The sequence below is a fragment of the Rothia sp. ND6WE1A genome (assembly GCF_001683935.1).
GTDB lineage: Bacteria > Actinomycetota > Actinomycetes > Actinomycetales > Micrococcaceae > Rothia > Rothia amarae.
This window is the reverse complement of record NZ_LXTU01000055.1, coordinates 18,009-33,131: the sequence shown is the minus strand read 5'-3', so window position 1 is coordinate 33,131 and position 15,123 is coordinate 18,009. Positions and strand designations below refer to the sequence as shown.

Genomic DNA, 15,123 nt, shown 5'->3' with positions numbered 1-15,123 from the left:
GCTTTAATCCATATAATATAATAGCTAATTTCAGTAAACGTTTAGACGAAAATGCGATTCCTGAACGATATGCTTCAGGGTAACCCTTAAAATGTCTATATAGAATCGCAATCAGTATAGCAATTGTTAAAGCACCTATCTTATCTAAAAATGGTAACTTTGAGCCTAATAAACTTATAACTGCGATGATAAATGTGAATAATAAACCATAAATAAAGGCTTTGCTTTTTAAGGGCTTCACTTTTTAACTCCTCCTTTGAGGATTATTCATAAGGGGGTACACACCCCAACCCCCACCAACTAAACAACGGCCCCACCATAGCGGCAACCTTGAGGATAAATAACCACAAATATTCTCAAACCGCACCAGGAAGAACCGTTGCACCACCAGCGTACAACCGGCCTTACCGCCACGCAATTTGCCGCTCTACTGACAGCCCTGACCAACCAACTCATCTGGGGTAAACCAGGAGGAAGACCACCAGCCCTCACTCTAGCTCAGGCACTCAAAACCACTCTGCTCTACCACCGACACAATCTCACCGAAGAGCTACTTGCTGAAATCTTCACCGTCTCGCAACCTACTATCTCACGGACCATCAACACTATCGAAAAGGCGCTTGCAAAGGTCTTCAAACCTCTAGAACAGCCTTTGAAAATGAGCCTGGATGTATCAGGTTCTTTGGTTGTCGATGGAACTCTTGTACCCACCTGGAACTGGCGTTCACTAGGAAAAACAAATTTTTCGGGCAAACATAAACGAACCGGTTTCAACCACCAAGTCATCTGCACCCTCGATGGCAGGCTCCTAGTCATCACTGACCCGCTACCCGGGGCAAGGCATGATGCTCATGCTTTCAGAGCTCACGGGCTAGATCAGCTACTGGATTCCTCGACTCTGGCCGATAAGGGCTATATAGGCCTGGGGCTAGCAACCCCGACCAGGCGTAAGCCTGGTGTGAAAGTGCCTCAGGGTGTCAAGGATAATAATCGCATTATCAATAGATTACGGGCTGTGGTGGAGCGGGTTATCGCTCAAGTGAAGACCTGGCGGGTTCTTTATTCGGGGTTTAGGCGGCCGTTGAGTTTGTATCGGCAGGTGTTTTCGGTGGTGCGGGGTCTGGTGTTTTATGCGGCTGGGAGGACTTTTGAATAAGCCTCAATGATGCTCGCTTTTATTTTTCTAAGCGGTTTATTTGAGTGTAAAAAGACCTGTCTGACACGGCTGTTTCCTAATGGATGATGGGTTGTTGGGTTTCACCCTTATATATAAGCCTGATAGAGCGAGTAATCCTGGCATCGTTCATCGCTATAACCTACTGAATACAACGCGATAAGAGCAGTTCAATATTAACTGTGTTAGATTTCAATAACCAGAATAATTTATGCTTCATAATGTAGGTTATCTACTAATAACTGGGTAGGGGGGGCGCTGGTTTTTGAATGGGTAACAGGTTTCGTTGTTACTGCTCATGGCCGCAGAGGGTTAGACATCTTCAAGCTCGATGCAAAAAACATTACCGCACCCCACCCCTCTGTTTGTGCCCCAAAATACTTTCACTCGTAAAGTAATATTTTGTCATGAAAGCTACCGTGCCGCAGTCATCAAGGCGTACCTTGTAGACATGTCTACTCCCCGAACTCACACTCCACGTTTTCCTGCTTGGATGACCTCCTTCGGCAATCAAATCATTGCCGCGCTCGTCGTCGGCGTCGTCCTCGGTCTCATTGCCACCTGGATGGGCGGCGACGCCCAAGAGAACCCCAACTGGCTCATGACCACCCTGGACACCATCGGTTCCAGCTACGTCACCCTCCTCAAAGCAGCCATCGTTCCGCTCATCTTCACCGCGGTGGTCAGCTCCATTGCCAACCTCTCCAAAGTCACCAACGCCGCCCGGCTCGCAACCCAAACCCTGCTTTGGTTTGCGATCACCGCATTTATCGCCGTACTTATCGGCATTGCGCTCGGAATCATTGTGCAACCCGGCGCAAACACCGGACTAGCCACTCCGCCTAGCTACGAAGGCAAGCAGGGGAGTTGGCTCGCCTTCCTTACCGGCCTTATTCCCGTGAATTTCCTCGGATTGGGCGTAAACATTAGCGAATCAGACTCCGGTGCGCTCACCGGCTCGGCAACCTTCAACGTTCTGCAAATGCTGGTCATCTCCGGCGTCGTAGGCGTCGCTGCACTCAAAGTTGGACCCGCCGCCCAGCCCTTCCTCACCGTGGTGAATTCTGTGCTCGAAATTGTCCAGAAAATTCTTTGGTGGATTATTCGCTTGGCGCCCCTGGGTACCGTCGGTTTGATTGGACGCGCGGTCTACGCCTACGGCTGGACGTCCATGGGCGCACTCGCCAAATTCGTGGTGGCGCTCTACGTGGGGTTGCTGCTGGTCATGTTCGTGGTCTACCCGATTCTCATCAAGGTGAATGGTCTCTCGGTCAAGCAGTACCTCACCGGCGCTTGGCCCGCCATCCAAATGGGCTTTGTGTCACGCTCGTCTATGGGTACGATGCCGCTGACCCAGTCCATCACCGAACGGAACCTCGGTGTGCCCCGCTCCTATGCCTCGTTCGTCATCCCGCTGGGAGCTACCTCAAAAATGGACGGTTGCGCTTCGGTCTACCCGGCGCTGGCGGCTATTTTCGTGGCGCAGTTCTACGGGGTTGACCTTAACTTCACGCACTACCTGCTCATTATGATGGTGTCCGTTCTCGGCTCTGCGGCTACCGCTGGAACTACCGGTGCAACCGTCATGCTCACCCTGACCCTCTCCACCTTGGGCTTGCCACTGGACGGCGTCGGTCTGCTCCTAGCGATTGACCCGATTATCGACATGGGTCGCACCGCGCTCAACGTAGCTGGGCAGGCTCTGGTTGCTGCTATCGTTGCTAAGCGAGAGGGCATCATGGACGAATCCATCTACAACGCGCCCCGCACCAATGACGGGTTTACCGAAACTGGCGATTCATTCGGTGATGAGACAGCAAACTCAACCAAGCTCATCGGAAGCAAAGTTGCGTAGCTGATTGAGCTGAATCCCTCATAGGGTAAAAAGGCATCAGGCACCTTAAAACAGTAAAGGACACTCAAATGAGTGTCCTTTACTGCTTTGTGGAGTATTAACCAGAAATCTCCAGCGTCTCGTTCTCAAAGAAGATTCCCGCGGTATAGCGTGCATTCGTGCAGACCTCATTCACAGAGCGGGAAAGCAACGTGAGCGAGCGGTAGCGGTTTACTCGAGCCTCATCGAAGTTTCCCTCACGATGTGCCTGAATCATGTCGCAGAAAAACTCTGCCTCAAAACGCATCAGCTCCGAGAGCGGACGGGAACCTGGGGTAGCCTTCGAATCAAAAAGAACCTGCTCAGCTTCGGCGGTATATTCGGTCACCACGTCGATTCCCTGGACGGAAGAAAGTCGCAGAGTTTCCCGACCCAGCAGAATTTCCGACGGCGCATCTGAATGAGCATTCTTAGCGATAGTAATAATGACGTTGAAGTCCTTGTAGACCAACACCAAAGTTCCCGCGCCGTCCACCCCTGTAGGTGCTAGAGCTGGAAAGTAGCGGACGCCGTCGGGTTCACCAAACCAGTAGATAGCGTCATAGATAGGGTAAACACCCAGGTCAACGAGTGCGCCACCGCCCGTTTTCAGCGAGAAAATGTTGGGCTCTTCACCGGCTTCAACGGCATCCCAACGGGAAGAATACTGCGAAAAATTCAGGCGAACCGTTTTAGGTTTCTTGCCTACCAGGTAGTCGCGAACAATTTTCTGGGCAGGTTCATAGATATGGCGAGCCGCCTCAAAAACTAGAACCTTATGCTTTTCGGCTGCTCCCCAGACCTGATCCCACTGAGCCGGATTCCACACCGCAGGCTTCTCAATCACAACGTGCTTGCCCGCCTGGATAGCTACCAGCGCATGCGAGAGATGCAATGAGTTGGGGGATGCAATATAGACGGCGTCGACGTCGTTGCTTGCGCAGAGCGCTTCCACCGAATCGAACGCGGTCGCCTGCAACTGCTGCTGGTCAATAAAAGCCTGGGCGGACTCAGCGTTCCTACTAAAAACGGCGGAAATATCAGCCCCATCAGTGAACTTGATAGCTTGAGAAAACTCCGCACTGATGGGGCCTGTTGAAATAATTCCGAAATGCATACTCCTATCTAAACCCGGGCGGGGACAAGGAGGCAACTATCTCGGTATCGATTCTTTCGATGGCACAGCAAATTCTTAGTTTGCGCCTGGCGCATCCATGGAGAGTGCCCTGCGGAGCGAATCCAATCCCATCGAACCCAATTTCAGCGCGCGAGTATGAAAATCACGGTCGTCTTCCCCCGCGGTGCCGGCAGCTCTAGCCTCATCGCGCAGTTGCTCCCATATCCGCTGACCGATCTTGTACGACGGCGCTTGACCGGGCCAGCCGAGGTAGCGCAGGAACTCAAAACGTAGCTGCCCCGGCGAAAGATCAAGGTTTGCCTTCAAGAAAGCAAAGCCCGAATCGGCGTCCCAAATCCCCGGTTCAAGCCCCAGCTCTTCAACCCAGCGGGAGGGAATTTCTTTGCCGCAGTGCAGCCCAATATCAAAGACGACTCGTGCCGCACGCATGCGCTGAGCATCTAGCATGCCCATGCGGTCGCCGGCATCGGAGAGGAACCCGAGTTCTTCCATCAGACGTTCGGCATACAGCGCCCATCCTTCACCATGACCGGATACCCACACTGCGTTCGCACGCCACTGGTTCATGGTCTCAGCCATAGCGGCTGCGACTGCCGATTGCAGATGATGCCCGGGCACGCCTTCGTGATACACGGTGGAGGTTTCCCGCCAGGTACCAAAGGTATCTTCACCCTCAGGAACAGACCACCACATACGCCCGGGACGTTCAAAATCAGGGGAGGGTGCGGTGTAGTAGATGCCGCCTTCTTGGGTAGGGGCAATCATGCACTCCAGCTCGCGCATGGCTCCTTCAATCACAAAGTACTTTCTGCCCAGGGCTTCAACGGCGCTATCGGAGAGAGTCTGCATCCACTGGCGCAGAGCGTCGGTACCGTGCAATGTACGTTCGGGGTCAGCGTCGAGAATTTTCTTCGCCTCTTCGATAGTTGCACCCGGCTTGATTTCCTCTGCCGTCGCCTTCTGCTCGGCAATGATTCGGTCGAGCTCTTCAACGCCCCAGCGGTATGTTTCATCGAGGTCAACCACCGAACCTAGGAACTGGCGAGAATAGAGCGAATAACGTTTTTCACCCACGGCGTCTTGCTCACCAGCTTGCGGGTACAACGTATCTTTCAAGTAGGTGCTGAGTTCTTCATAGCCAGCTTTGGCACGGGTGGCGCCTTCTGTGGCAAAATCCGCGTGTTCGGGAGCGGCTGCTGCAACTTCAGCGGCTACCTCATCAAAGAACCCGCCCTCAGTGGTGTAAGCAGAAATCTGTTCGAGCACAATATCAATCTGCCGGCGAGGGGAAATATTTCCCTTCTCTCGTGCAGCATCAAGGGACTGAATAAAACCGGCTGTTGCACCATCGACGTTGTGCAAGCGCGCTGCGATATTCTTCCAATCCTCGGGAGTCTCCCGCTTCATCTGATCAAATATCGCGCGAATATTTTGGACGGGTGACTCGATATTATTGAGTTCCCAATCGCCCAGACCCGCCTCAAAGAGTTCTACCTCAAGCCCCAGGCGTTCGTTCATGGCATCGAGAGTCACTCGATCGACGTCGTCTACCGGCGCTGCATGGCGCAATTTTTCCAGCGTCTGGCGAATCAAAGTGATGCGCTGTAGGCGACCTGCCGGTGAATAATCACCGTATTCGGATTCCCTGCCGGTTCGCCCGGCGAGGGTTGCCCGCTCAGGGTCAAGTTCTAATTGCTTTTCATAGAATTCGTTGGCGATAGCATCAATAGCCGTTGAGGTTCGTTCTTCACGGTAGATGGCAGGCAGAGTTGAAAATTTTGTCATAGCCATTATTCTATGACTCGCACCACACTTCATTCAAAAGGGGGCTTGCCCCTACATTGGACGAGCGCGCCGCCATGAGCCAGGGCCAGGACGCAACAAATCGCCCAGACGTTGACCGCGGTTGAGCTGGCGTTGCCACAGGGCTAATGCTGAATATTCATCGTGAGTATTCTGCGCAGCCATTGCAGAAACAACGGCGGTGAGCGCCGCTATTTCTTCATCGGTCGGATTCCCCTGGAGCACGGTAATAAAAGGCTGCTGGTTGTCCTGAGCAGTGTTCGAGGGACGGCTCTCATCAATGCCCGAAAAAGCCACTTCACTAGTATCAACACTAGTCTTCTTATCTGAAATGCCCTGCTGGGGCTCACCCTTGTGCCGCGGCGCCCCACTGAGTTTTTCGGCTTTCGTGCGCTCGCGATTGCCAAACGGCAGGTAGGGGAAAGACCTTGAATTAGCCACAGATAAACTCCAACAGAAGATTCAAAAAAGAAAGGGACGAGGCGTCGCTTAAAGGGGGATATTGCCGTGCTTCTTGGCGGGGCTGGCAGCGCGCTTATCCCGCAGCGCTCTGAGCGACTGAATAATGCGAAGACGGGTCTCACTGGGGGCGATAATCTCATCAATGTAGCCCAGCTCTGCAGCCTGGTAGGGGTTCAAGAGCTCCTCTTCGTATTTCTGTACCAGTTCGGCGCGCTTAGCCTCAACGTCCTCGCCAGCTTCCTCTGCCGCAGCGAGGTCACGGCGGTAGAGAATGTTGACGGCACCCTGGGCACCCATCACACCAATTTGAGCGGTAGGCCACGCCAGGTTGATATCTGCACCCAGTTTCTTGGAACCCATCACAATGTACGCGCCACCGTACGCCTTGCGGGTAATCACGGTGACCAGCGGAACGGTTGCTTCAGCATAGGCGTAGAGCAACTTAGCACCTCGGCGGATAATGCCGTTAAACTCCTGATCGGTGCCGGGCAAAAAGCCGGGAACATCTACAAAAGTCAGAACGGGGATATTGAACGCATCGCAGTTGCGCACAAAGCGTGCTGCTTTTTCCGATGCATTAATATCGAGCGTTCCTGCGAACTGCATGGGCTGGTTCGCTACAATGCCAACCGTGCGTCCTTCAACGCGGGCGTAACCTACCATCACGTTGGGCGCGTAGAGCGCCTGCATTTCAAGGAAGTGCCCTTCATCCACAACGGATTCGATGACCGTACGCATGTCGTAGGGCTGATTAGCAGAATCAGGAATGAGCTGATCTAACTCTAGGTCATCCACGTTGATGTCGCCCTCTTGGTCATGCTCCAGCGGGAACGACTCACTGAGATTATTCGAGGGCAAAAATTCGATGAGTTCGCGCACGAAATCGAACGCGTCTTCTTCATCTTCTGCCAGGTAGGCGGAAGTGCCGGTCACCGCATTATGCTGATGGGCTCCACCGAGGGTTTCCATATCGACTTCTTCACCGGTTACGGTCTTAATGACGTCTGGGCCGGTAATAAACATGTGCGAGGTCTTATCGACCATGATGATGTAGTCGGTTAGAGCCGGTGAATATGCTGCGCCACCTGCGCAAGGGCCCATAATGACCGAAATCTGCGGAACGACGCCGGACGCGCGCACGTTCATGCGGAAGATATCGGCAAACATCGCCAAGGACGCCACGCCTTCTTGGATACGAGCACCACCGCCGTCGTTAATACCGATGACGGGGCAGCCGTTCTGTAGGGCGAACTTTTGCACTTTGACAATCTTTTCGCCGTTGACCTGCGAAAGTGAACCGCCGTAGACGGTGAAATCTTGGGAATATACTGCAACCAGGCGTCCGTCGATGGTGCCATATCCAGACACCAGACCGTCGCCTACCGGGCGTTTCTTGTCCATACCGAAAGCGCTGGTGCGGTGTTTGGCGAGCGCATCGAATTCTACAAAGGAATCTTCATCGAGAAGCATCTCGATACGCTCTCGGGCAGTGTTTTTGCCGCGTGCGTGCTGACGGTCAATGGGTGCCTGACCGGTAGGAGCTAAAGTAGCCTCCCTGCGCGCATAAAAGTCTGCAATTTTGCCCGCTGTGGTGCTGACATCGAATTCTTCAGAGGCTGTGGCAGATGAACTGTTGTTGATTTCGGACACTTCAATTCCTTGCAGATTGGCTCGGGAGGCGCTGTAATCGAGCGTGTATAACTCCACAACTATAGTGCGTTCGGGGCGCCGGCGGTCAAAGAGAACACCGAAATCAGAGAGGTTTTTCACGTTTATCGGCTATTAGCACCAGCTATTTGGAGTGACCGGTCAGTAACACCGCCTGTGATTTCGGATGGCCGGGTGAACTTAGTTCTGAGGTCCTACGCTACCCATCACGGGGCTCCACTCGCGCACGGTATAAGACAGTACGGCGCCGCCCTGGTGCATAGGGTCGTGGGCAATTAATTCTTCAACTTCTTCGGTGCTTTGACCTATGAACAACAGCAAAGCCCCCGGATCGTCCTCGCTTACGAAGGGGCCCGAAGCTGCTAGCTTGCCTGCCTCCACTAGCTCGCCTAAATAAGCGCGATGCGCGGGGCGGAATTTTGCCTGTTCTTCCGCTGGGCCGTAAACATAGGTGCATGCAAAGTAACTCAAGGGAAACTCCTTTATTTAATGATCCAGAATCTCATGAGAGCCGAATCACGGTATTCAATCTATGCTCTAATGTATCTCAGGTAAGACCTAAGACTGAAGCCCATACCTGTTTCTGTGCGGACGAGGAGATATTTCATGCTGGAACCTGCCCCTACGATTGATGCCTCTCAACTCGTTCTGCCGTCCTTTTCCCGCACCATTATCTTGGATGCGGTGGGTTCGACCAACGCCTACGCCTCTCAGCAGCTAGCTCTAGCAGATGCAGTGACCGCTCGGGGCTGGGGGGAACTCTCGCTAGTAGCAACGGCAGACCAACAATCAGGGCGGGGGCGTTTAGACAGAGTATGGGCTGCCCCAGCAGGCAGCGCCTTGGCGGTTTCTTTTGTAGTTCGTCCGCACGCTAACCCTGCATATCGGGTACCACCTCACCAGTTACACTGGCTCACTCAACTTCTTGCCCTGGCTACAACAGATAGTTTGCGCCGTTATTCGGTTCAGCCCAGCATCAAATGGCCCAACGACATCCTTATCGGAGAAAAAAAGTGTTGCGGTATTCTCTCTCAACTCGTAAGTGAACCGGGCGGGCACTATTCAGTAATTTTGGGAATTGGGCTCAACCTTAATATGACAGCCGAACAGCTTCCCGTAGAAACTGCCACCTCCCTCCGGGTAGAAACAGGGCACACGGTCAACCTAGAAAAAGTGCTTTCTCATGTGGCAGAAACTTTCGCCCAGTTTGCCCGTGCATTTTTCACTGCAGAGGCAGACCCCACTCGCCCACTTCTCGGCGGTCTTTCCCTTCGAGAACGCCTACACCAGAGCATGAGTACTCTCGGCAAAGAAGTCACTGTTCACCTCCCCGGCGATCAACAGGTTCACGGCACCGCAGTAGATTTGGGGGAGGACGGTGAAATCATGGTTCGACTTTCCAGCGGGGAAACAGCTTCTTATTCGGTGGGCGATGTTGTGCATCTCCGCCCACGCACCGATTGGCGTTCCTGAGATTTTTTCAGGAATCTCTCGTACTCTGGTGGATGATGAAACTTAGAGGAACATTAGCCCCGGGTGAAGAAGTTTTGATTGCTACGCGCTCGCAAGCCAGCGCGTTACTTCCGGCGCTCTGGGAAGGACTGGGGGCAGTCCTGGCTTTTAGCTTTGCCTCTACTATTTCTGCTGATTCCTCTGTGCTGGCATGGGCCGGATATTTCCTGGCGGCTTTCTTTTCTTGGAAGTGTTTGCGGCGAGTGGTGCGCTGGGGGAGTACGGGTTTCTTCTTAACGAATTCCCGTGTTGTCATCCAACGCGGGTTTGGGACCTCCTCGCAGGTGTCTTTACCGTTGGCAGTTATTGAGGGCGTCGACGTCCGCCCTGCTGCTCTGCGCGGTGCGGACGGCGCTCATCTTCACCTGCATGTTCAAGGGGAAGTCCACGTACTGCGGTCAGTTCCTCGAGGGCATGATTTTTCTCATGAAATTCGAGGAGCACAGAATCGGCTGATGCAGCGTTTGAGCTGGTCAGCCATGTATTGATTCAAATTTTCTTGAGAAATCACGGTTTTTCGTGTCTACCTCCGAACGTTTTGTGGAGTATCGTAAATCACAGAGAATTTTGCCTGCTGATCAAGCAGCGACCAATGGAAGGACAGCTCACGTGGAATCAACGGCACCCGGTGCAGCCGAGAACCTACCAGCGGAGCCGACCTCAGAGCACTTTCAATATCTGGAAAACCGCGCACAAAGCAACCTGTATCGCACCCCTGAAGACCGCGCAGCCATGCGAGCACTGGAGAAAGTTCTCCTGGGAGACAACAGGCATCTGAACCGTCGAGACGTGTCCGCTCAAAGTGGCGTTTCTCTGCTGACATCCCGAAAAATCTGGCGTGCTTTGGGCTTTCCCAATCTCACCGATAAAGATTTGTTTTTCACTGAGTCCGATGCCGACGCCTTAGGCACGATTACCGGGCTCAGCCGCGAGCACGGGCTCACTGAAGAGGGCGTCATCTCCATTACGCGTTCGATTGGTCAGCTCACCGACCGCATGGTGGCGTGGCAGATTGAAGCGTTGGTTGAAGACATGATGACCAACAAGGGCTATACGGACTCCAAAGCCCGCCAAGAACTGCTGAAGTTCCTCCCCGAGCTACTCGAAGACCTTGAAGAAATCCTGATTTATGGATACCGCCGCCAGCTTTCTGCAGCAGTGCTGCGTTTAGCGTTGCGTTCTGAACAGAACGATATTGATGACCCCACCCTGCTCCCTTTAGTACGGGGCGTAGGATTTGCCGATCTGGTTTCGTACACCACGCTCTCTCGCCGCATGAACGAACAAACCCTGGCAGATTTAGTGCAGACTTTCGAACAGAGATGCGCCGAGGTAGTCGCCGTCGGTGGTGGTCGAATTATCAAGACCATCGGCGATGAAGTAATGTTTTTAACAGAAACACCTGAAGCCGCAGCGCGAATTTCGCTGGCTTTATCCAAACTTATTAAAGAAGATCCGCACCTGCCAGAAGCTCGCGTAGCTTTTGTCTGGGGGCGAATCCTCCCCAAGCTGGGCGATATCTACGGTCCCACCGTCAACCTCGCCTCCCGGCTCGTTGCAGTAGCAAACCCGGGAGACGTCGTGACCGATGATAGCACCGCACATACGCTCGCAGACGATCAGCGATTTGTCCTCACTCCCCGAGATATTCAGGATATTCGCGGTTTTGGAGAGATCCGGCCGGTGGGGTTGACCCCCGGTATAGGAAACGAATTGGAGATAGATTTCGAATGAGCACATCACACCTGACTACTCTGGCTGGTAGCGCAACAGATGTTGGCGCCCACCGTGATAATAACGAGGATTCGTTTGCTATCGCCGGAACCCTCCATGTTGTTGCAGACGGCATGGGCGGTCATGAAGCGGGCGAGGTTGCCTCTCGCCTGTGCGCTCGCACGATCTCTTACGCTCCTCTCTTTACCCGCCCCGGTGGAATGAGTGACGAAGAACTTGCAGCCTATGCTCTTGAGCTAGAGGCTGAAGGGGAAGCCGCGGATGAAGCAGAGGCGCGCGGTTTGTTGCGGCGACGTCGTCAAGGAACGACTGCCCTGAACCGTCAGATTATGCGTACGCTGGAGAAGCTACGCGAGATTATTGGTGAGGCAGACGAGAAGATTAAGGATGTTCTCAATCAGCGCGCCGGTACTACGGTGACGGGCGCGTGGCTGACCAATATTGGGGATCAGGATATGTGGTTCATCTTCAACGTGGGTGATTCCCGAACCTACCGCCTGGTGCGTAACGATGAGTACGAGCCAGAAGATGCGAATCTTTCACTCTCGGGCGCTTCAGTAGAGGGGCTTCATCTGGAGCAGGTTACGGTAGACCACTCAGAAGTTCAGTACCTCGTTGATACGGGGCAGATTACCGCTTTGGAGGCGCTCACCCATCCGCGCCGCAACGTTATTACTCGTGCCCTGGGTACCGGTAACTATTGGGAACCTGATTTTTGGGTCATTCCCGCTCGTGAGGGCGATCGATTAATGATGTGCTCAGACGGTCTTTCTGGCGAGCTTTCCCACCAGTACATGGCGCGCGTTCTTGCTACGGTTCAGCACCCGCAAGATGCCGCCGATGTGCTTCAGATGGCGGCACTGCGAGCAGGTGGTCGCGACAACATCACCGTGGTGGTTGCCGATGCCATCACAGAAGAAACAGCTCAGAAAAATGCCGAACTGCTCAAAGAACTGACCCAGACCCAGCAGAATCGGCTGGTGGATCGCTCAGAAGACTTTGAAGCTAAACACACCGCCACTGTGGAGCAGGAGTCCTTCAATGACGAACGCCGCCTCATGCGCGAGCACGGCGAATAAGTAACCCTTCTCAACCCGGCGCAGCATCGAAAAGATAGCTGTGCCGGGTCGAGTGTTTAAAGCCCCTCTTATGGTCTTGAGTAACTGCAATGAGGCAAAATGAGAGGGTGACTGATGAGCAAAATATCCCAGAAGCAGCTCCCCAAGGTATCTCCGAGGAGCTGAAAGAACACTACGCCCAACTGATTGAGCAGGTTCGAGCAAGCCGCCAGCAGTACTATGTGGACGACGCCCCCACCATTTCCGACGCTGCATACGACGCCATGTATCGGGAGTTGGAGGAGCTTGAGGCTCTGCACCCAGAGATTGTTGCAAACGATTCTCCCACCCAAGAAGTTGGCGGTGAAGTTTCCACTGCATTCGCACCGGTGGTTCACCTGAGCCGCATGTATTCCCTGGAAGATGTTTTCTCCATTGAAGAGCTCAAAGCGTGGTTTGAAAAAACTGAAGCGAATGCAACCCGTATTGCGGGGGAGAAACCCCAGTGGCTGACCGAACTAAAAATTGACGGTTTGGCTATTAACCTGCTTTACCGCAAGGGCAAACTGGTGCGCGCGGCAACCCGTGGAGACGGCACCACCGGTGAGGATGTTACCCACAATGTTCTCACCATCAAATCCATCCCAACCCAGCTGGCAGGCAAAGATTGGCCCGAAGAAGTTGAAGTCCGCGGTGAAATTTTTATTTCCTCAGCCGATTTCAAGAAGCTCAACGAGGGCATTGTAGAAGAAGGACGCGCACCCTTTGCTAACCCCCGCAACGCTGCAGCGGGATCCCTGCGCCAAAAAGATGCGGCGGTGACCGCTCGTCGTCCGCTGTCCATGTTTGTGCACGGTATTGGAGCTCAGACCGGGTTAGATATTCAGACCCAGGCTCAGACCTATGATCAGTTGAAAGAGTGGGGGCTGCCGGTGAGCCCCTACAGCAAAGTGCTGACCACTCTGGATGAAATCTTAGAATTTATTGAGAAGTATGGCGAGCAGCGTCATTCACTGGTGCATGAGATTGACGGCATCGTTATAAAGGTCAACCATTTTCGTACGCAGAACCAGCTGGGCTATACCTCGCGTGTTCCCCGCTGGGCTGTTGCCTATAAGTACCCGCCGGAAGAAGTCAATACCAAGCTGTTGGATATCCAGGTAAATGTCGGTCGTACCGGGCGCGTGACACCCTTTGGAGTGATGGAGCCGGTAGTTGTAGCGGGCTCAACGGTAGAAATGGCTACCTTACACAACCAGGATGTGGTGAAGGCTAAGGGTGTGCTCATCGGCGATACAGTGGTTTTGCGAAAGGCGGGGGATATCATCCCTGAAATCGTGGGGCCTGTAGTTGCGTTGCGCGACGGCAGTGAGCGAGAGTTTGTGATGCCCACCGAATGCCCCAGCTGCGGGGCGCCCCTGGCGCCGGGGAAAGAGGGCGACGTCGATATCCGGTGCACCAATCCTAGAACCTGCCCTTCGCAGCTCCGTGAGCGTATTTTTTACGCCGCTGGACGGGGAGCTTTTGATATTGAGGCTTTGGGGTATGAGGCAGCTAAGGCTCTAACCGCTCCTGCTGAGCCCCAAACACCACCGCTTACATCGGAGGCAGAGCTCTTCAATCTCACCGCAGAGGATCTTGCAGAGGTCAAGATTGAGCGGGAGAAAAAGGTGAAGGGTCAAGGCACCGGGGTAATGGAGAACGTTCCCTATTTTTGGACCAAGCCCACTGCTAAGACCCCCTCTAAACCGACCAAGAATACTGAAAATTTGTTGGTTCAGTTAGAGAAAGCGAAGAGTCAGCCGCTGTGGCGGGTTCTTGTGGCTCTCTCTATGCGCCATGTGGGCCCCACTGCTGCGAGAGCGTTAGCAACCGAATTTGGCTCTATGGGCGCGATTCGATCCGCTAGCGAGGAGCGTCTGGCTAACGTCGACGGCGTCGGGGCGATTATTGCGCGCTCTGTCATCGAATGGTTTAGCGTAGATTGGCATCGCGAAATTGTGGATGCTTGGGCGGCATCGGGCGTCCGAATGGAGGACGAACGGGACGAAAGTATCGAGAGAAATCTTGAGGGACTGACGATTGTAGTCACGGGAACTTTGGAGGATTTCACCCGCGATTCGGCAAAAGAAGCGATTTTAGTACGCGGAGGTAAGGCATCGGGCTCCGTCTCGAAAAAAACCAGCTATCTCGTAGCTGGTGTCTCTGCCGGTTCCAAGCTGGACAAGGCTCAACAACTGGGAGTTAAGGTTCTGGATGAGGCAGGTTTTAAGGAGCTTCTAGAGAATGGTCCCGAGCAATAGTTATGAGTCTGGGCTATAGCAGATAAAAAGCAGTTCCAGCCGTCCTTTGAAAACGACAGAGGGCGGCTGGACTGTTGTACGTAGCAAAATTTTTAGGAGCTCAGAAGGAGTAGAAAGGATGCGTCTCCGTATGAGAGGCGGGTCGTATTTTTGGGCGATATCCCTTAAAAAGCCTCTCTTCCAGGGTGGTCTATACAAGTTTTTTTAAAATTTTTTTATGGCGCTGAGGATGCAAATATTGCGTTTTGGTAACAAAAAAACCGGTAAAGTACGAAGTTTGCTTATGAATTTTTGCCTTGGAATGGCGCGGATTTTGCGTGGGGTTAAGGCTGCGACATAAAAAATTCAGGGAAAACACCCGGAAAACGCTAAACCTGCTGAATTCTTTACCATTTCGT

13 protein-coding genes are annotated in these 15,123 nt (G+C 53.3%); 7 read left to right on the top strand and 6 right to left on the bottom strand.

Translation table 11 applies throughout. The features are described from left to right. On the bottom strand, nucleotides 1-241 hold a 241-nt coding region (locus A7E48_RS10825; protein WP_141669407.1), incomplete at its 3' end, for a putative sulfate exporter family transporter. 138 nt (nucleotides 242-379) lie between these two features. Between A7E48_RS10825 and A7E48_RS07360 the strand changes: the two genes are divergently transcribed. Then, nucleotides 380-1,156 carry a transposase family protein gene (locus A7E48_RS07360; protein ID WP_083147278.1) on the top strand — a complete coding sequence of 259 codons (777 nt, stop codon included), beginning with the start codon at nucleotides 380-382 and terminating at the stop codon, nucleotides 1,154-1,156. Between the two features lie 469 nt (nucleotides 1,157-1,625). Further along, nucleotides 1,626-3,029 (top strand): dicarboxylate/amino acid:cation symporter, encoded by a 1,404-nt coding sequence (locus tag A7E48_RS07355; protein ID WP_068171563.1) that lies wholly within the window; start codon nucleotides 1,626-1,628, stop codon nucleotides 3,027-3,029. A 97-nt stretch (nucleotides 3,030-3,126) separates the two neighbouring features. Here A7E48_RS07355 and A7E48_RS07350 read toward each other — a convergent pair whose 3' ends face one another. The 5 genes from A7E48_RS07350 to A7E48_RS07330 form a co-directional block, all read right to left on the bottom strand. Next, a complete protein-coding gene (locus tag A7E48_RS07350) occupies nucleotides 3,127-4,164 on the bottom strand; it encodes a Gfo/Idh/MocA family protein (protein WP_068171557.1) in 1,038 nt (345 codons plus the stop codon). Between the two features lie 75 nt (nucleotides 4,165-4,239). Then, nucleotides 4,240-5,970 carry a DUF885 domain-containing protein gene (locus A7E48_RS07345; RefSeq protein ID WP_068171554.1) on the bottom strand — a complete coding sequence of 577 codons (1,731 nt, stop codon included), beginning with the start codon at nucleotides 5,968-5,970 and terminating at the stop codon, nucleotides 4,240-4,242. Between the two features lie 51 nt (nucleotides 5,971-6,021). Next, the gene (locus A7E48_RS07340; RefSeq protein WP_233126029.1) at nucleotides 6,022-6,429 is read right to left on the bottom strand and encodes an acyl-CoA carboxylase subunit epsilon; all 408 of its coding nucleotides are present in this window, start codon (nucleotides 6,427-6,429) and stop codon (nucleotides 6,022-6,024) included. A gap of 48 nt (nucleotides 6,430-6,477) precedes the next feature. Then, nucleotides 6,478-8,091, bottom strand: a complete 1,614-nt coding sequence (locus tag A7E48_RS07335; RefSeq protein WP_068171572.1) for an acyl-CoA carboxylase subunit beta — start codon at nucleotides 8,089-8,091, stop codon at nucleotides 6,478-6,480. Nucleotides 8,092-8,298: 207 nt separating this feature from the next. Beyond that, nucleotides 8,299-8,589, bottom strand: a complete 291-nt coding sequence (locus A7E48_RS07330; RefSeq protein ID WP_068171552.1) for a YciI family protein — start codon at nucleotides 8,587-8,589, stop codon at nucleotides 8,299-8,301. Nucleotides 8,590-8,724: 135 nt separating this feature from the next. Here A7E48_RS07330 and A7E48_RS07325 point away from each other — a divergent pair, with 135 nt between their 5' ends. The 5 genes from A7E48_RS07325 (at nucleotide 8,725) to ligA (ending at nucleotide 14,725) form a co-directional block, all read left to right on the top strand. Further along, a complete protein-coding gene (locus A7E48_RS07325) occupies nucleotides 8,725-9,591 on the top strand; it encodes a biotin--[acetyl-CoA-carboxylase] ligase (RefSeq protein WP_068171549.1) in 867 nt (288 codons plus the stop codon). Between the two features lie 32 nt (nucleotides 9,592-9,623). Further along, nucleotides 9,624-10,118 (top strand): PH domain-containing protein, encoded by a 495-nt coding sequence (locus A7E48_RS07320; RefSeq protein ID WP_068171546.1) that lies wholly within the window; start codon nucleotides 9,624-9,626, stop codon nucleotides 10,116-10,118. Between the two features lie 31 nt (nucleotides 10,119-10,149). Beyond that, a complete protein-coding gene (locus A7E48_RS07315) occupies nucleotides 10,150-11,364 on the top strand; it encodes an adenylate/guanylate cyclase domain-containing protein (protein WP_346844029.1) in 1,215 nt (404 codons plus the stop codon). Next, complete coding sequence (locus tag A7E48_RS07310; RefSeq protein WP_068171545.1) at nucleotides 11,361-12,443, top strand: PP2C family serine/threonine-protein phosphatase; 1,083 nt, start codon at nucleotides 11,361-11,363, stop codon at nucleotides 12,441-12,443. The genes A7E48_RS07315 and A7E48_RS07310 overlap by 4 nt, the downstream gene beginning before the upstream one ends. Nucleotides 12,444-12,532: 89 nt before the next feature. Continuing rightward, entirely contained in the window at nucleotides 12,533-14,725 is a 2,193-nt protein-coding gene (gene ligA, locus A7E48_RS07305) for an NAD-dependent DNA ligase LigA (protein ID WP_068171542.1), read from the top strand. Nucleotides 14,726-15,123 lie beyond the last annotated feature (398 nt).